The sequence below is a fragment of the Mesorhizobium sp. M4B.F.Ca.ET.058.02.1.1 genome, from assembly GCF_003952505.1.
Taxonomy (GTDB): domain Bacteria; phylum Pseudomonadota; class Alphaproteobacteria; order Rhizobiales; family Rhizobiaceae; genus Mesorhizobium.
In genome coordinates this window covers 2,012,680-2,030,073 of the sequence record NZ_CP034450.1, presented here as the reverse complement: position 1 = coordinate 2,030,073, position 17,394 = coordinate 2,012,680, and the positions used below count along the sequence as shown (strand labels likewise).

13 protein-coding genes are annotated in these 17,394 nt (G+C 64.5%); 7 read left to right on the top strand and 6 right to left on the bottom strand.

Annotation, left to right across the window (positions count from 1 at the left end):
- The first annotated feature begins 2 nt into the window (after positions 1–2).
- From gmk to EJ073_RS10395, 4 genes are all read left to right on the top strand, one after another.
- Positions 3–677: a guanylate kinase gene (gene gmk / locus EJ073_RS10410; RefSeq protein WP_245455532.1), complete on the top strand. Its 675-nt coding sequence runs from the start codon at positions 3–5 to the stop codon at positions 675–677.
- 252 nt (positions 678–929) lie between these two features.
- Positions 930–2,030, top strand: coding sequence for a chemotaxis protein CheB (locus EJ073_RS10405; RefSeq protein ID WP_126055648.1), 1,101 nt, complete (start codon positions 930–932; stop codon positions 2,028–2,030).
- Positions 1,984–5,592, top strand: a complete 3,609-nt coding sequence (locus EJ073_RS10400) for a CheR family methyltransferase (RefSeq protein ID WP_126055647.1) — start codon at positions 1,984–1,986, stop codon at positions 5,590–5,592. The genes EJ073_RS10405 and EJ073_RS10400 overlap by 47 nt, the downstream gene beginning before the upstream one ends.
- Positions 5,589–5,963 carry a response regulator gene (locus EJ073_RS10395; RefSeq protein WP_126055646.1) on the top strand — a complete coding sequence of 125 codons (375 nt, stop codon included), beginning with the start codon at positions 5,589–5,591 and terminating at the stop codon, positions 5,961–5,963. The genes EJ073_RS10400 and EJ073_RS10395 overlap by 4 nt, the downstream gene beginning before the upstream one ends.
- Before the next feature lie 39 nt (positions 5,964–6,002).
- Here the strand turns inward: EJ073_RS10395 and rsmA are convergent, their stop codons facing one another.
- The 6 genes from rsmA to lptF all read right to left on the bottom strand — a co-directional run bounded on the left by rsmA (position 6,003) and on the right by lptF (position 13,793).
- Positions 6,003–6,833: a 16S rRNA (adenine(1518)-N(6)/adenine(1519)-N(6))-dimethyltransferase RsmA gene (gene rsmA, locus EJ073_RS10390; protein WP_126055645.1), complete on the bottom strand. Its 831-nt coding sequence runs from the start codon at positions 6,831–6,833 to the stop codon at positions 6,003–6,005.
- Between the two features lie 25 nt (positions 6,834–6,858).
- Positions 6,859–7,887 (bottom strand): 4-hydroxythreonine-4-phosphate dehydrogenase PdxA, encoded by a 1,029-nt coding sequence (gene pdxA, locus EJ073_RS10385; RefSeq protein WP_126055644.1) that lies wholly within the window; start codon positions 7,885–7,887, stop codon positions 6,859–6,861.
- 89 nt (positions 7,888–7,976) lie between these two features.
- The gene (locus tag EJ073_RS10380) at positions 7,977–8,900 is read right to left on the bottom strand and encodes a peptidylprolyl isomerase (protein WP_126055643.1); all 924 of its coding nucleotides are present in this window, start codon (positions 8,898–8,900) and stop codon (positions 7,977–7,979) included.
- Between the two features lie 185 nt (positions 8,901–9,085).
- On the bottom strand, positions 9,086–11,512 hold the full coding sequence (locus EJ073_RS10375; RefSeq protein ID WP_189347282.1) for an LPS-assembly protein LptD: 2,427 nt from the start codon (positions 11,510–11,512) through the stop codon (positions 9,086–9,088).
- On the bottom strand, positions 11,512–12,594 hold the full coding sequence (gene lptG, locus EJ073_RS10370; protein WP_126055641.1) for an LPS export ABC transporter permease LptG: 1,083 nt from the start codon (positions 12,592–12,594) through the stop codon (positions 11,512–11,514). The genes EJ073_RS10375 and lptG overlap by 1 nt, the downstream gene beginning before the upstream one ends.
- Before the next feature lie 2 nt (positions 12,595–12,596).
- On the bottom strand, positions 12,597–13,793 hold the full coding sequence (gene lptF / locus EJ073_RS10365; protein WP_126055640.1) for an LPS export ABC transporter permease LptF: 1,197 nt from the start codon (positions 13,791–13,793) through the stop codon (positions 12,597–12,599).
- Between the two features lie 348 nt (positions 13,794–14,141).
- On the opposite strand from lptF, the gene EJ073_RS10360 reads away from it, so the two are divergent.
- From EJ073_RS10360 to EJ073_RS10350, 3 genes are all read left to right on the top strand, one after another.
- Positions 14,142–15,626, top strand: coding sequence for a leucyl aminopeptidase (locus EJ073_RS10360; RefSeq protein WP_126055639.1), 1,485 nt, complete (start codon positions 14,142–14,144; stop codon positions 15,624–15,626).
- Between the two features lie 19 nt (positions 15,627–15,645).
- Positions 15,646–16,095 (top strand): DNA polymerase III subunit chi, encoded by a 450-nt coding sequence (locus tag EJ073_RS10355; protein ID WP_126055638.1) that lies wholly within the window; start codon positions 15,646–15,648, stop codon positions 16,093–16,095.
- Between the two features lie 309 nt (positions 16,096–16,404).
- A complete protein-coding gene (locus EJ073_RS10350) occupies positions 16,405–17,394 on the top strand; it encodes a 3-oxoacyl-[acyl-carrier-protein] synthase III C-terminal domain-containing protein (RefSeq protein WP_126055637.1) in 990 nt (329 codons plus the stop codon).

The window sequence follows — 17,394 nt, the reverse complement described above, 5'->3', positions numbered from 1 at the left end:
GGATGGTTGCCAAGGAGCCGATGGTTGCCAGGGATCTGGGGGCCCGCATCCGCCGCCGCGGTCTGATGCTGGTCCTGTCGTCGCCATCCGGCGCCGGCAAGTCGACGATCGCGCGCAACCTCCTGGAAAAAGATACCAGCCTGGAGCTGTCGGTTTCCGTCACCACCAGGCCGCGCCGCGGCTCGGAGATCGAAGGCGTACACTATCACTTCCGCACCATGCGCGAGTTCGAGCGGCTGCGCGATTCCGACGCCCTGCTCGAATGGGCCGAGGTGCACGGCAACTGCTACGCCACGCCGCGCGAGCCGGCGGAACTGGCGCTGGCGCAGGGACGCGACATGCTGTTCGACATCGACTGGCAGGGCGCCCAGCAGCTCAAGGAGAAGATGCGCGCCGACATCGTCTCGATCTTCATCCTGCCGCCGTCTATGAAGGAATTGAAGGCGCGGCTGAAGCGCCGCGCCGAGGACCAGGAGCAGGTGATAGAAACCAGGCTGAAGAACGCCCGCCTCGAGATCGAGCACTGGAAGGAATACGATTTCGTCATCGTCAACGACGATCTCGACCGCGCCTTCGCCGAGGTGCGCGGCATCGTCACCGCCGAGCGCCTGCGCCGCGATCGCCGCCCCGGCCTGTTCGACTTCGTCTCGGGGCTGCTGGACGAGAAGACGGAGTAGAGCGGCATTTTAGCCTCGCCGGGCCGCGCGGCTAGTGCGGCTCAGTGTTTCATGGAATCGCTGACCTCGCTCTAAGTATTTGTTTTTACGCAATTCCGGACGGAAAGCCGGTACGCACTTTTCCTGGAATTGTGCTTACCGCCATCCCCCTTGCTTGTGGCGGCAGGGGATTGCCGTGGAACATAGTTTCCCTTCGCCCATTGTTGATTTGAGGCCGAGGGGGAGCGCGTTCCGTGACGCTGGTATGGTGTAATGGCCGAAGTGCGAGAACCAGTCGCAGCCGCAGACGACGATGAGACACGCAGGGCGACGCCTGCCGCGCTCAACCGCTTCGTCATCGTAATCGGCGCCTCCGCCGGTGGGGTGGAACCGCTGAAGCTGATCGTCAGCGACCTGCCCGCCGATCTGCCGGCAGCCGTGTTCGTCGTGCTGCATGTCGGCCAGGTCAGCTATCTGGCGGAAATCCTTGATCGCGCCGCCCGGCTGAAGACCTCGGTCGCCAGGAACGGCGCGACCTTCAAGACCGGCAATGTCTATGTGGCTCCCCCGGGCTTCCACCTTCTGCTGCATGGCGACCACATGATGCTGAGACGCGGACCGCGCGAAAATCTGGCTCGGCCGGCCATCGACCCGCTTTTCCGGTCGGCCGCGCTGAGCTACGGCGCCAGTGTCATCGGCGTGCTGTTGTCAGGCTCCCTTTCCGATGGCACGGCGGGCCTCAGGGCCATCAAGGCGGTCGGCGGGCTGGCCGTCGTCCAGCACCCGAGCGACACGCTGGTGCCGGCTATGGTGCGAAGCGCGCTGCATCATGTCGATGTCGACCATTGTCTGCCCGCCGCGCAGCTGGGTGGCTTGCTGGCAAGGCTGGCAGCCGAGCCGGCTGGCAAAACCTTGCCCGCCCCGTCCAGTGTCAGGCTGGAGGCGGCGGTCGCCGCGCAGGAGCATTCGACCATGAAGAAAGAAGATCGACTCGGCGAATTGTCGGTGTTTACATGTCCGGAATGCCACGGGCCCCTGTGGGAGATCGAAGACGGTGACATGCTGCGCTATCGGTGCCATACCGGGCATGCCTTCACCGCCGACGCGATGATGGAGGCCCAGGCGGTCGAGGCGGACGAGATATTGTGGAGCCTGCTGCGCTCGCATCAGCAGCGTGCCGAATTCACCCGGCGCATGGCCGAGCGAGAAAAGACGAAGGGTCGCTCACAGTTCGCCACGCAGTGGGACAAAAGAGCCAAGGAATACGAGGCGGACGCCAGGGTGATCGAGCGCATCCTGGAAAGCAGGCGAACGCAGGTAACGGACGATGGCGCAATCACCGAAGAAGGCAGCAGGAAGGAAAAAGCGGGCTAGCCAAGACGATGGCACGAGAGCGCCTGCCGATGGGTCCTTTCCCATCATCGGCATAGGCGCGTCGGCGGGTGGCATCGGGGCACTGCAGAAATTCTTTCCGGAAGTTCCGGCCGACAGCGGTTTTGCCTATGTGGTGATCCAGCATCTGGACGCCGAGCATGAGAGCGTGCTGGCAAGCATCATCCAGCGTTGCACCTCGATCGAGACGCTCACCGCGGCCGAGGGTATAGAGATCGAGCCGGACAAGATCTACGTGATCCCGCCGGGGGTCTCGGTGACAGTCGAAAACCGTCGTTTCCACGTCGCCAGGATGGCGACCACGCGCGCCAGGCGAACGCCGATCGACGACTTCTTCACCTCGCTTGCGCAGGAGCAGGTGGAAAACGCGGCCGGCATCATCCTTTCCGGGACGGGCAGCGACGGCACGATCGGGCTGCGGGCGATCAAGGAGCGCGGCGGGCTCACGCTCGCGCAGGAAAGCGCCGAGTATGACGGCATGATGCGCAGCGCCGTCCAGAGCGGGCTCGTCGACATGGTGGTTCCGGCCGAGGACATGGCCGAGAAGCTGGTCAGCTATTTCCGCCACCCCAGCCGCATCGACAGCGAGCGCGACCGCCACAAGCGCGACGTCGCCGAGCAGCTTTCGCGGATCGCCGCCTTGCTTCGCATGCGCACCGGTCATGATTTCAGCGGCTACAAGGACAACACGATCCTGCGGCGCATCCAGCGCCGCATGCAGGTGCTGCAGATCGACGATCCGGCTGCCTTCTACGAAAGGCTGCGCGAGGAGCCGCAGCAGGTGGATCTCCTGTTCCAGGATCTCCTCATCGGCGTGACCAGCTTCTTTCGCGACCCGCATGCGTTCGATGCGCTGGAGCGCCTTGTCATCCCCAGGCTTTTCGAGGGACGCAAGCCGGACGAGACGATCAGGGTCTGGGTGCCGGGCTGCGCCACCGGCGAGGAAGCCTATTCGATTGCCATGCTGCTCAGGGAGAACGCGCCGCGCGGTGCCGCTTCGCCCAACCTACAGATATTCGCCACCGATATCGACGAGCGCGCTCTGGAAGTTGCCCGCGCCGGGCGCTATCCGGCAACCATCGCGACCGACATCACGCCGAAGCGGCTGAAAGAATTCTTCTCACGCGAGGACGGTACCTACCGTGTCGCGTCCGAGCTTCGCGAGGTCTGCCTGTTTTCGTCGCACAACCTGCTGCGCGACCCGCCCTTTTCCAAGCTCGACCTGATCGCCTGCCGCAACCTGCTGATCTATATGGGTCCGGAGCTGCAGGAGAAGATCGTGCCGATCTTCCACTACGCCCTGCGCAACAATGGCTACCTGTTCCTCGGATCCTCCGAGAACGTCACCCGTCACGGGCGGCTGTTTTCGACAATCGACAAGCCCAGTCGCCTGTTCCAGAAGCGTGCCGGCATCACGGCGCAGCGGCTGCCTGAATTCCCGCTCGCCGCCGCGGCCCGGCAGGCCCCGCATGTGCGCCAGCGAGCGACGACCGGAACCCTGCAGGAAAGCGCCGAACGGCTGCTGCTCGACCGCTATTCGCCCGCCTACGTGGTGATCAACGCTGCCGGCGAACTCATCCACATTTCGGGCGGCACGGGAAAATATCTGGAGCTTGCCGCCGGCGCTCCGGACTCCAACGTCTTTTCCATGGCGCGGCGCGGGCTGCGGATGGACTTGAGGGCGGCGTTGCACAAGGCGGTCAGCACCGGCCAGGTGGCGATCCAGAACAAGATCAACATCGGCACCAATGGCGGCCGCCAGGTGATCAGCCTCGTCGTGCAGCCGCTGCCGGCCGAGGCCGGCTCGGACCCGCTCTACATGCTGGTGTTCCGCGATGTCGGTGGCATCAAGCCGGAGCCCGAAAGCGAGCCCGTCCACACCACCGACGACGTCGAAAGCGCCAATGTCAGCCAACTCGAAAAGGAGCTCCGGGAAACCAAGGAGCGCCTGCAGATCACGACGGAGGAGCTTGAATCCTCCAATGAGGAGCTGAAGTCCTCCAACGAGGAGCTGTCTTCCATCAATGAGGAGCTGCAGTCGTCCAACGAGGAGCTGGAAACCTCGAAGGAAGAGCTGCAGTCGATCAACGAGGAACTGCAGACCGTCAACGCCGAGCTCAACATCCGCGTCGACGAGCTCAGCCGCGCCAACAACGACATGGCCAATCTTCTGGAGAGCACGCAGATCGCGACCGTGTTCCTCGACCGCGACCTCTGCATCAAGAGTTTCACGCCAACGGCGCGGGATCTGTTCAGGCTGGTCGAAAGCGACGTAGGCCGGCCGCTTGCGCATGTGCGTCCACGCTTTGCCGCCGACGGCCTGCAGGCCGATATTGAGCAGGTTCTGCGGCGATTGGGCACCATCGAGCGTCAGATCGAGGGTGCCGAAGGCAGTCGGCGCTACATCATGCGTGTGCTGCCCTACCGCACCGTTGACAATGTCATCGCCGGCGTGGTCGTCACTTTTGTCGATGTCACGCAGATAGCGCAGGCGGAGGAGAAGATCGGCGCGCTCTCGCATGACCTGCGCAATCGTGTCGACAGCCTGGAGACCCTCCTCGATCTCGTGCCGGTCGGCATTTTCATCGCCGAGGACGGCAATGGCGAGGAGATCCGCGCCAATCGCCATGCGGTGGAGCTCGCAGGCCGGCCCGCCACAGACGACAAGCTCAGTTCCATGCCCGCCGTCCTGCCGCTGATGATGAACGGCAGCGCGGTGGGCGCCGCCGATCAACCCTTGCTGAAGGTGATGCGGACAGGCAAGGCCATTCCCGGTTTTGAAGCGCGGATCGCGCGCGCCAATGGCGACAACGTCGACGTGACGATGTCGGCCAACCCGCTGTTCGACGAATTCGGCAATGTGCGCGGCGCGATCGCCGCCGTCATCGACATATCCAGCCACAAGGATGCCGAGCGCAACCAGGAGCGGCTGCTGCACGAATTGCAGCATCGCGTGAAAAACATCCTCGCCACCGTCACGGCGCTCACCTCGCGCATGGTGCGTTCATCGGGTTCGCTCGACGATTTCGCGAGCGCCTTCCACGCCCGCCTGCAGGCGATGGCCCGCACGCACGAATTGCTGGCTTCCTATCAATGGGGAGGCGCCGACCTCGAAAATCTGGTGCGGGCGACGCTGTCTTCCTACGGCGGCAAGGACGGCCAGAACCTCGACGTTCATGGAGCGGTGTTCCGGCTGAATGCGAGCGCGGCGGCCACGCTCGGCCTGGTGTTCTTCGAACTGGCCAGCAACGCCGCCAAATATGGCGCGCTTTCCGCTGAAAAGGGCCGCGTGGAGGTTTCCTGGCGCATCGAAGGCTCGGAAACCCTGTCGATCGACTGGAAGGAGAGCGGCGGGCCGAAGGTGAAGGGGCCGCCGAAAAGAAGTTTTGGAACCACTTTCATCCAGCAGAGTTTGGAGTACGAGCTAGGTGGAAATGTCGATTTGCAGTTCAAACCCTCCGGGTTGGAGTGCCTTTTGCGCATTCCACTGCCCAAGTCGGAAATGATCGACTATTTGTCCCTGCCTGCTCCAGGCAAGGTATGAATGAGCAAACGTCTCTTTCCGGTCTGCACATTCTCGTCGTCGAGGATGCGTTCCTGGTCGCGCTCGACCTCTCGGATCAGTTGACGGATTCAGGCTGCGAGGTGATCGGCCCCGCCGCGTCGGTGGAACAGGCCCTGCAGGAGATTGATGGCATCGAGCTGGACGGCGCCGTCCTGGACGTCAATCTGAACGGCGAACGGAGCTTTCCGATAGCCGAGTTGCTGGCTTCGCGCGGCATCCCTTTCCTGTTCCTGACCGGTTACGACAGCTCGAGCGTCTTTCCCGATGCGTTCCGGCAGTCGCCCAGACTGTCGAAGCCCGTCGATCCCAAGGCGCTGACCGAAGCGGTCGCGCATTTTCGCAGGCGCTGATTCTCCCTTTCTCGCGCAAGTGCAGATGGAAAGAGCGCATCAGATCGCGTTCGTCAGCCTTACAAATTCCTCGACATCGAGCGTCTCGGCGCGGCGGGTCGGATCAATGCCGGCGCGCACCAGCAAGGCCTCGCCGCCCAGGCTTTTCACGCTTTGCCGCAGCATTTTCCGGCGCTGACCAAAAGCCGCCTCGGTGACGCGGCCGAGCTTCCTTGCCTCGACCGGCAAGGGTGTTGCGCGCGGCACCAGGTGCACCACCGACGACGTCACCTTCGGCGGGGGGGTGAAGGCCTGCGGCGGCACGTCGAAAGCGATCCTGGCCTGCGTGCGCCAGCCGGCCAGCACGCCGAGCCGCCCATAGGCGTCGCTGCCTGGGGCAGCGGTGATGCGCTCGGCCACCTCGCGCTGGAACATCAGCGTCATCGACTGGTAGAAGGGCGGCCATTCGGAAACCGTCAGCCAGCGGATCAGGAGTTCCGTGCCGATATTGTAGGGCAGGTTGGCGACGATCTTCACCGGTCCGCCGGCATCTCCGGCAAGCGCGGCGAAATCCGTCTTCAGCGCATCGCCGGGGATGACCTCCAGCCGGCCGGGATAGTGATTGGAGACCTGCGCCAGCGCCTCCAGGCAGCGCTCGTCGCGCTCGATGGCGACGACCCGCCTGGCGCCATTGAACAGCAGCGCCCGCGTCAATCCGCCGGGGCCGGGTCCGACCTCGATCACGGTGGTGTCGGCGAGGTCGCCGGCGGCGCGTGCGATCTTGCCGGTCAGATTGAGGTCGAGCAGGAAATTCTGGCCGAGCGCCTTCTTTGCCTGCAGCCCATGGCGCTCGATCACCTCGCGCAGCGGCGGCAGGCCGTCGATCGTCATGCGGCCGGGCTCATCGCGATGCGGCTCATGCGGCGGCAGCCTCCGCCCCGCTGTCGGCCAGCCGGCGGGCGAGCTTCAGTGCCGCGATCAGGCTGTCGGCGCGCGCAATTCCCTGCCCGGCAATGTCGAAGGCGGTGCCGTGGTCGGGCGAGGTGCGGATGAAGGGCAGCCCGAGGGTGACGTTGACTGCCTCGTCGAAGGCCAGCGCCTTGGCCGGGATCAGCGCCTGGTCGTGGTACATGCAGAGCGCCGCGTCATAGCCGGCCCGCGCCCGCGGGTGGAACATGGTGTCGGCCGGCAGCGGCCCGAACGCATCGATGCCTTCCGCCTTCAGTTGTTCGATCGCCGGACGGATGACCAGATTGTCCTCCAGCCCTATCGTGCCGCCCTCTCCGGCATGCGGGTTGAGGCCGGCGACCGCGAGCCTCGGCCTGGCGATGCCGAAGCGGTTCTCAAGATCGGCGGCGGTGATGCGTCCGGTGGCGACAATCAGCTCCGTGGTCAGCGCCTTGGGTACATCGGCGAGCGCGATGTGGATGGTGACCGGGACCGTGAGCAACTCCGGGCCTGCAAGCAGCATCACCGGCGTCACCTTGACGCCAGTCTGCCGTGCCGCCAGATGCGCCAGATATTCGGTGTGGCCGGGAAAGCGGAAGCCGGCATCGTAGAGCGGCTTCTTGGCGATGGGGCAGGTGACCACCGCCGCGGCGCGCCCGGCAAGGCAGTCGGCCACTGCGCGGTCGATGGCCTCGATGGTGCCGGCGGCATTGGCCGTGTCGGGCCGCCCGGGATTGTCGACATGGCCGGCGTCGAGCGGGATGATCGGCAACGCCCGGGAAAAGATCCGCGCGGCCTGCGCAGGCAGCGTTTCGACGATGGCTATGCTGGCGCCGATATGGCGCGCTCGCGCCGAGATCAGGGCCGGATCGGCAAGCAGGTAGAAGGGCGGCACGCCGGCACTTTCACCGGCGAGCCAGGCTGCGATGGCGATTTCCGGGCCGACGCCGGAAGGATCGCCAACGCTCACGGCCAGCGGGGCATCGGTCTCGCGCATGTCTAGGCCGTCTTGCGGGGCGTTCTGCCCGGGTATGGACAGGAGGTGGCTCTGTCGTCTCGTTCACTCACGCCCAAAACCCTGCCAATCTAGCGCTCGACGATCTTGGCCTTCTTCCGCAGCTCGTCGACATATTTCTTCGAAAGCTCGTCGGCGTCCTTATCGTTGCCGCCCTCGCTCTGGAACACCATCTGCGCTGCCTTGTCGTCGGACACTTCGCGCGACGAGCAGATGCCGATGAACTCGATGCCGCGCTCGGTTTCGCGCGTGGCGGTGGCGCCGCCGACCTTGGTCGCCTTGATCTGGTCGGCCCAGTCAGCCGGCAACTGCGGCGCCAGCACGCGGCCGAGATCGCGCACGGTTACGTCGATCAGCCCCTTGGCGAATTCACGCGTGGTGTTGCAGCCATTGAAGCGGGCGCGCATGGCGTCGGCCTCGCGCTTGCGCTTGGCGAGCGTCGCGCTACGCTCCGAGGCAGGCACCACGAAAATCACCTGCTGCAGCATATATTCCATGGCGGTCGGCTTGCTGCCGCCCTTGTCCAGCATGCGCCGCACTGCGTCCTGCTCAGTCACCGCGCCGCCCTCGCCGGAGCGATAGCGGGCCGCCAGCGCCTGGTTCCAGGCCATCTGGGTGCGGATGAAGTCCTTGAAGTGCTCCTTGGTCACGCCCGACTGTGCCATGATGCCGTCGAGCTGCTTGAGCTGCATCTTGTTGGTGGTGGCAAAGCGCTGATAGGCGGCGTCGACCTGGGCGTCGGTGATGCGGATTCCGAGCCGCTTGGCTTCGGCCAGGCGCAGCGTCTGGTCGATCATCTCCTGCCCGGCGTCGCCCTTCTTGTGCTGCAGCTTCAGGAACGCGGCCCTGTGCGCGATGTCGCCTGTGGTGATCGGTATGTTGTTGACGACATATTTGATCGTGCTGGCGAAGGCAGGCGGCGTCATCGCCATGATCGAAACCGAGGTCGCCGCCACCAGCAGCGCGAAGCCTGCTGAAAACAGGAATTTCCTCATCTCACCTATCCCAATTCTGTCCCGCTTCGACAGCGCCGCGCGTCCCCTCGGACCCGCAACGGACACTGCAGTACCTGATTTGGCGCATGATCCTTTCCGCAAATCGCTTCGATTTCGCGGGCACGCGCAATGTAACTGAGACCCCTGCCAGCCCTATGCGGCGAAACCATGTCGTTGGCCCGCCGTCACTGGATGGTGTCGATGGCGCTGGTCGACGAACCGAAATCGCCAAGTGTACGGAACGACAGGTTGAAGCCGACATTCTGCGACACTTCCTTGGTCGCAAGGTCGCGCGATTCCGAGAACGTCATCAGATACGTAAAGCAGGAATCATTGTAGGCAAAACCGACGCCGTCCTTGACCAGAACGCTCTGCTTCAGGTCGTAGGTGCCGGTGCCGAAGACGCGCCAGTTCTCCGCAAGGTGCGTCGAGGCGCCGAGCGTCACTTCGTGGCGATCGGTCTCGAAGCCGTAGAGCGGCTGCGCCTGGATGAAGGCATATTTGGCGGTGAGCGAAACCGGCAGGCCGGAATAGGCGGCCTTCACCTCGGCGCGCCTCACGTCGAAGGTCTGCTCATCGAAGCGGCCGCTGAGCGAGCCGGAGAAGCCGCTCGGGCTGTTGAAGCCGATCAGGCCGACATAGTCGGAGGTCGGCTTGTCGAGGCCAGAATAAGCGCCGACATTGACCAGGTCGGGTGCGGTGAACGAATTCTCGCCGCCGAGCTGGTAGGATTGGCCGAAGATGGCGTTGGTGCTCCAGCCATTGCCGTAGGCGCCGGAATAGCGGAACCCGACATTGGCGCGCGTACCACCTTCCATGCGGTCATAGCCGGAGAACTTGTCGCGCTCGAACAGCGTCGTGGCGTCGAAGACGAAGCTCTGCGCATCCTCGTTGGGAACGGCGAGGCCGCCGACATACTGCTCGTTGGGACGCACGAACACTTGCGCCATCGGCTCGACGATGTGGCTGGAGTTCGCCATCGAGAACAGGACCGGCCAGCGCATTTCCAGACCCAAGGTCGCCATGTAGCGGGCGAGCGACGACTTCATGTCAGCGGTGGTGGCTATCAGGGGATTGGCAGCCATCTCGTTTATGGCCGCGAGCGAGGCCGAGTCGGCGTTGAGATAGCTGGCGTCGCCTCGCAGCGCCAGGAGCGGCGTCAGTTGCAGGCCACCATCGGTGGTAAACGTGCGCTTCCATTCGGCTTCGGCCGTCATGCGACCATTCTGCCCGGCGATGCCGGGGACGCGCAGCGTGGGCGTGCTCGAATTATAGGCCTCGGTGAAGGATTCATCGAGAGAGTCGCGGCTGATGACCCGCGCATTGACATTGATCGACAATTGCCCGCCGGCCACGGCCATATCGGGGATATAGGCATAGTCGAGCGACGGCAAAACCCAGGGCTGCTGGCCACTGCGCGCCGACGGGTCGCTGGCCAGCGTGTTTTCCTGCACCTGGAAGCGCATGGCGCGGATGTCGAAATAATTGCGGTCGTTGAGGCCGGTCAGGTAGACCGACGACTGGTGAACGGTCTCGCTGTAGCCGTCGATCGCATAGGTGCGTGAGAAATTCTTGTCGCTCTGCAGCAGCACGTCCCAGCCGAAGTTCCAGCGCTCATTTATGGCGAACTGGCCCTTGGTGCCCATCATGCCGCGGAACTTGTTCGGATCGCCCGCCGCGCCCGAATCGACATTGCGGATGCCGCTGTCGATGAAGGCGTCGGGATCCTGCTGATGGATGCCGGCGATCTTCAGGCTGTATTCGCCATTGTTGAAGCGCTGGCGCCACTCGGCCTCGCCGAGGAAACCTTGCTTGGTGTAGCCGGTGCCGGTGACGGTGAGGTCGTAGGTCGGCGACAGGGCGAAGTAGTAGGGGACCTTGACGCCGATGCCGAGGTCGCTCTTGTAGACGATACCGGGGATCAGGAAGCCGCTCTTGCGCTTCACCGTCGGGTCGGCGATCTCGAAGGCCGGCAGATAGGCGAGCGGGAAGCCGAAGAACTCGAAATTCGCGTTCTCGAAGCGGACCGTCTTCTTCTCGCCGTTCCAGATGATCTTGCGCGCCTTGACGCGCCACGTCGGCGCGCTGTCCGGCTTGTCCTCGCAGGGTTCGCAAGCCGTGTAGACGCCGTTGTGGAAGGTGGTCAGCACGCCGCCCATGCGCTCCGCGCTTTCGGAGGCGAAATAGGCCTTGTTGACGGTCTCGACGCGCAACGCGTTGACGAAGCCGTCGGCGAAGTCGTCGGTGATGTCGATATGGTCGGAATTGATCTTGGTGCCGTCGCTGTTGATCAGCTCGACCGCACCGCTGGCGACGAGGCGCTTTGTGTTGCGGTTGTATTCCACCCGCTGGGCGACGAGCTTGTTGCCGCCGTAGTCGATCTGCACGCCGCCGACGGCGGTCACCGTGTTGTTGTCGTTATTGTAGACGAGCGTGTCGGCGGCAAGCAGCATCTGCGTGCCGGAGGGAACCTTCGTCGCCATGTCGGTGACGTCCTGCGCCAGCGCCGGTGCCATCGGCGCCGCGCAGGCGAACAGACATGCCAAGGCGCTCGCCCCATAAAGGCGTGCCAAACCGGCCTGCCTATGGCTGCGCAAAACCGCCTCCCTCACTAGCCGTCTTCCTTGTATAGCAGAAATGTCACCCCGAAGAACATAGCCACGACAACCGGAACCCATGCGGCCACCGCCGTAGGGACGAATCCCGCCACGCCGAATGCCTTGACCAATACCGAAACGACATAAAGCAGAAAGCCGGCGAGGACGCCACCCAGAATCATCGTTGCCGACTGCCCCATACGCGCAAATCGCATTGAAACTGTTGCCGCAATCAGCGTCATGGCGACGAGGAGGAACGGCAGCGCCACCAGCGAATCAAACTGCATGGCGAAGGCATTTGCCTTCAGCCCGAAGGAACGGGCAACCTCGATCTTGCCGGGCAGGTCGTAAAAGGGGATGGTTTCCGGGCGCGCCAGCCTTTCCTGCACGAATTCGGGCTTGAGGTTGGTCTCGACCCGATCGGATGTTGCCGGGCGGATATTGCCGTCCTTGAACACCTTGACGTCCTGCAGTTCCCAATAGCCGTCGCGCAGGAAGGCGCGCGCCGCGTCCTTGCGCTCGACGATATTGCCCTGCTGGTCCAGTACGAAGAAGACCGCGTCGGCCATCTCCAGGCCCTGGTTGAGGATCGCCCGGGCACCGATGATGGTGTCACCGGAAGCGGTCTTTTGCCGGATCCAAGGCGTCGTGTCGGCTGGGACGGCGTTGGAATTGCCGGCGCGCAACTTGTTTTCCATCTGCTCGGACCAGGAGAAGCCGTGCGCCGCGATGGGATTGAGCACGCCGACCGACAGCACGCCGAACAGGAGCGCGCCGATGCAGCAGGGCAGCAGGAACTGCCAAGCCGAGACGCCAGCCGAGCGCGCGATGACCAGCTCGTACTTGCGGTTGAGCGACACCAGCGTCGCCATCGCTGAGAACAGGCCGACGAACGGCACGGTCTGCAGCATGATCATCGGCATCCTCAGCGCCGAAATGGCGAAGGCGGTGCCATAGGTGAAGCCGGGCAGGCCGGTGGTGCGGCCGGACAGCTCGGTGAAGTCGATCAGGAACACCAGCGCCAGAAGGCCGAGGAAGAACCAGATGGTGATCGACACATAGCGGAAGAAGAAGTAGCGGCCCAGCGTCCAGCCCATCGTCATACCCTCTGGCCGGAGGCGCGCCGGGAAAGACGCAGCTTGACGGCGGTCCAGGTCTCGCCGACGCGGCCGGCGAGGTTGGTCATCCAGTCCGCCCAGGCTGCCGGCAGCTCCATCGACCTCGAGGAAACGATGAACCAGGTGGCGACAGCCGAGGCCACGATCGGCACGCCGTAGACCATATAGGCATAGAGCGGCACCTTGTCGGCTTTGCCGGCGGCGAAGAAGCCAAGCCAGCGCACGAAGAGGGCGATTGCGATGGCCGTGATCAACGGGTGGATGCGCGCTTCCCGGTGCGAGCGCGCGTCGCCCGCCACCGCCAGCGCGATCAGCGCGAACACCAGCGGGTAGGACCATTCGGAGAAGCGCTGGTCGAGCTCGGCACTGTAGCTGGCCGGCTTGCGCTGGAACATCTTGTCGTTGGGATCCGGGTTGAGCAGATACTGCGTCGTGCGGTCCTTCGGCAGAAGCGTGATCTCGTTCGCCGCCGACATGAAGGCAGAGAGGTCGAAGGCGTAGGAGGTGAAGCGGATCACCGACAGGTCGCCGGTCAGCGATTTGCGGTTGATGACGCCGTCATTCATCATCAGCACCTTCTCGTCGCCCTTTTCGATGATGCTGCCAGACTTGGCGTAGTAGATCAGGTTGGCGCCTTCCTCGCGCGAATCGGCCACGAAGATGCCGCCGAGCCTGTTGTCCGGGAGGCGTTCGCCGACCTGCAGGAACAGGCCGTCGTCGATCTTGCGAAACGTGCCTTCCTGGATGATCAGCGAAAGAAGGTCGGCGCGTGACGAGGCCACCAGCTGGCGGTTCTTCTGCCTGGCATAGGGGTCGACGCCATTGTCGACGGCGAAGGAAAGGACGCTGGCCGCGAGCGCCAGCAGCAGGATCGGCCGCGCGATCGTCCAGCGCGAGGCGCCGGCGGCGTTGATCACGGCAAGTTCCGAATCGGTGTTCATGACGCTCAGCGTCTGCGCCACCGCCACCACCAGCGCGAACGGCACCACGATCGGGATGATCGACGGGATGATCAGCGCCGCGACCTCGAAGAAGGTCAGCGCCGACTGGCCGCTGTCGGTGACGAGATCGATCTTGGCCAGCACCTGGGTCGTCCACACGATCGCCAGCGTCCAGGTCAGCGCAGCGAGGAACACCGTCGATGCGCGACGCATGATGTAGCGTTCAACGACCTTCATGAAGGCTTTCTCGATTTTGCCGAACGGCATCATGCCCGCCGACAAGGTAGTCATCCGGCGACGGCAGTACAACTGGCTGCATTGGCGCCTCGACCTGGTTCCTGTTCCACATCACGCGCCCCGGCCGGCCGGAGTGTCGAGGGCAATGCATAAGAAATGCAAAACATTGATGGTTAACAATATGTTACGGCAGGAGATCGGGGCCATGCCGCGACGAATCCACTGATGGTTGCGGCGGCGATATAGGCTGCGATTTCGGCCAAAGTCTTGCCAAATGATGGAAAACGACCAAATGTCGCGCACTCTTGAAAGCCGTTGTCCGGCACCTACCCCCGAAAGCAGGTTCTGATGAATTCGACACCCTCTATTGCCTTCGCCAAATTCGCCGCGCCGAAAAGGGGCAGCGTCTTCGTGCTGGCGGCCGACGACGGTGCCGTAGGCAAAGCCGGCAAGGCTTGCGACCCGGCCGGCGCGCTCGCTCGAGCGTTCCCGGTGGCCGACTTTTCCGGCAAGTTCGGCACCGTCGCCGAGGTGCTGGCGCCGGAGGGCACCTCGATCGACCGCCTGGTGGCGGTCGGCGCCGGCAAGGCTTCCGCCCTCGACGACCAGGCATGGCTGAGGCTCGGCGGCACCATTGCCGCCTCGCTGCGCAAGGCGACCGAAGTCGCCGTCGTGTTCGATGTTCCGGGCACTGAGGCCGGCGGCAGGCAGGCCGCCAACGTCGCCGCGGGCATTCTTTTGCGCAGCTATTCCTTCGACAAGTACAAGACCAAGAAGGACAAGGACGAGCCGAAGAAGCCGGTCAAGGTGACGATCCACTGCGCCGACCCCACGGCTGCGAAAAAGGCCTTTGCCGACGAGGCAGCGGTGATTGGCGGCGTGCTTCTCGCGCGCGATCTCGTCAACGAGCCGGCCAATGCACTTGGCCCGGTGGAGTTCGCCGCGCGCGCCAAGGAACTCGAGGCTCTCGGTGTCGAGGTCGAGATTTTGACCGAGAAGGAGATGAAGAAGCTCGGCATGGGCTCGCTGCTCGGCGTCGCGCAAGGCTCGCCACGCGGCGCCCGCATGGCCGTAATGCACTGGAAGGGCGGCAAGGCCAAGGACGCGCCGGTCGCCTTCATAGGCAAGGGCGTCACCTTCGACACCGGCGGCAATTCGATGAAGCCGGCATCAGGCATGGAGGAGATGAAAGGCGACATGGGCGGTGCCGCGGCCGTCACCGGGCTCGTCCACGCGCTTGCCGCCCGCAAGGCCAAGGCCAATGTCATCGGCGTCATCGGCCTGGTCGAGAATGCCGTCGACGGCCACGCCCAGCGCCCCGGCGATATTGTCACCTCGATGTCGGGCCAGACCATCGAGGTTCTGAACACCGATGCCGAAGGCCGCCTCGTGCTGGCCGACGCGCTCTGGTACACCAATGACCGCTTCAAGCCGAGATTCATGGTCAACCTGGCGACGCTGACCGGCGCCATCATGGTCGCGCTCGGCCAGCACTATGCCGGCCTGTTCTCCAACAATGACGAACTGGCGGACCGTCTGGCGGGCGCCGGGCAAGCGACACAGGAGCGGCTGTGGCGCATGCCGCTGGGCGCCGAATACGACAAGCTGATCGATTCCAAGAATGCCGACATGAAGAACATCGGCGGCCGCTACGGCGGCGCCATCATCGCCGCGCAGTTCCTGCAGCGCTTCGTCAAGGACACACCGTGGGCGCATCTCGACATCGCCGGCACGGCGATGGGCTCGCCGCCGAGCGAGATCAATCAGTCCTGGGGCTCGGGCTTTGGCGTGCGGCTGCTCGACCGTCTCGTGCGCGACCACTACGAGGGGTAAGGCCGTTCGAGGCGCGATCATGGCCGAAATCCTGTTCTACCATCTGACCGAATCGACGCTGGAGGAGGCGCTGCCGGGGCTGCTCGAGCGCAGCGTCGATCGCGGCTGGCGCGCCGTGGTGCAGACCGGCACCGAGGAGCGGCGCGACGCGCTCGACCAGCATCTGTGGATCTTCCGCGACGATTCCTTCCTGGCGCACGCCACCGACCGCGAACCCTATCCGGCCGAGCAGCCGATCCTGCTCACAACGGGGGAGGGCAACCCGAACGCCGCGCAGATACGCTTCCTGGTCGACGGCGCGGCGCCCGCCGACCTGTCGGGGTACGAGCGCGCCGTGTTCCTGTTCGACGGCCATGACGCCGCGCAACTGGAAGGCGCACGCGGCCACTGGAAGACGATGAAGGAAGCCGGCCACACCGTGACCTACTGGCAGCAGACGCCGGACCGCCGCTGGGAGCGCAAGGCGTAGGTTCCATACTGCGCCGCCCCTCATCCGCCTGCCGGCACCTTCTCCCCGTATGGTGAAGGGGGAAGAGGATGGCCGCGCCGTTGGCTCATCCTGCAACGCCCGCAGTTGGCGAAACCAGCCGTGATGGCGCCTTTCTCGCCGTCAAACGGGGAGAAATGCCCGGTAGGGCAATGAGGGGCGGCGCCGACGGACGGTATCAGCGCGAAAGCGACTCCTGTCCGGCTAGCCTTCACCTCTGGCCGGCATCATGGCTATCGCACCTGAACCGCTTTATGCATTAGATGCACGCAAGCTCACGATGGGGTGAGGATGCGGATCAAAATCATCGGAACCGGCGGGGCGGTGCCGGCAGGGTGCGTGACCTCGCGCGCACTGGAGGAAAGGCTTGGCCTTGCCGAGGGCCGGCTCGAAGCCGCCACCGGTGTCGTCGAGCGCTATGTCTGCGAGGGCGAAACGCAGATCGATCTGGCCTGCGCCGCGGCGCGCATTGCACTCGCCGATGCAGGGGTTAAACCCGGCGCGGTGGACCTGATCATCGGCGGCTGCGGCGTGCCTTACCAGCCGCTGCCCGCGACCGCGCCGCTGGTCATGCAACGCCTCGGCCTTGCTGACGGCTCGGCGGCCGCCTTTGACGTCAACAGCACCTGCCTCGGCTTCCTCACCGCCTTCGAAACCGCTTCGCGCCTGGTCGAGGCCGGCCAATTCAGCACGGCGCTGGTGTTCTCCTCGGAGATCGCCTCGCGGGCTCTGCCTTGGAAGGAGCAACCGGAGGTCGCGGCGCTATTCGGCGACGGCGCGGCAGCGGCGATTTTGCAAAAAGGCGGACCGGGTGAGGGCAGGGTGGTCGCCAGTCTGATGCGCACCTATCCCTCGGCCTACGAGGCCTGCGGCATCGGCTCGGGCGGCACGCGTTTCGACTTCAATCGCCAGCCGGAGGAGTTTGCCCGCCACAGCCTGTTCCACATGGACGGCAAGGAATTGTTTCGCGTCACCTCGCGCCACTTCAGCGGCTTCGTCACCGAGCTATTGCAGCGCGCCGGCTGGCGGCGCGAGGATGTCGACCTCGTCGTGCCGCATCAGGCAAGCCCGTTCGCGCTGGCGCATATGGCGCGCCAGACCGGCTTCGCGCCGGAGAAACTCGTCGACATCTCCGCCCGCTACGGCAACCAGGTCGCCGCTTCCATTCCCTTCGCGCTGGACGTCGCGCGGCGTGACTGCCGGATCGCGCCGGGCGCCAGGCTGCTGTTCCTCGGCACTTCGGCCGGCGTGTCCTTCGGCGGCATGGCGCTGGAGGCCTGA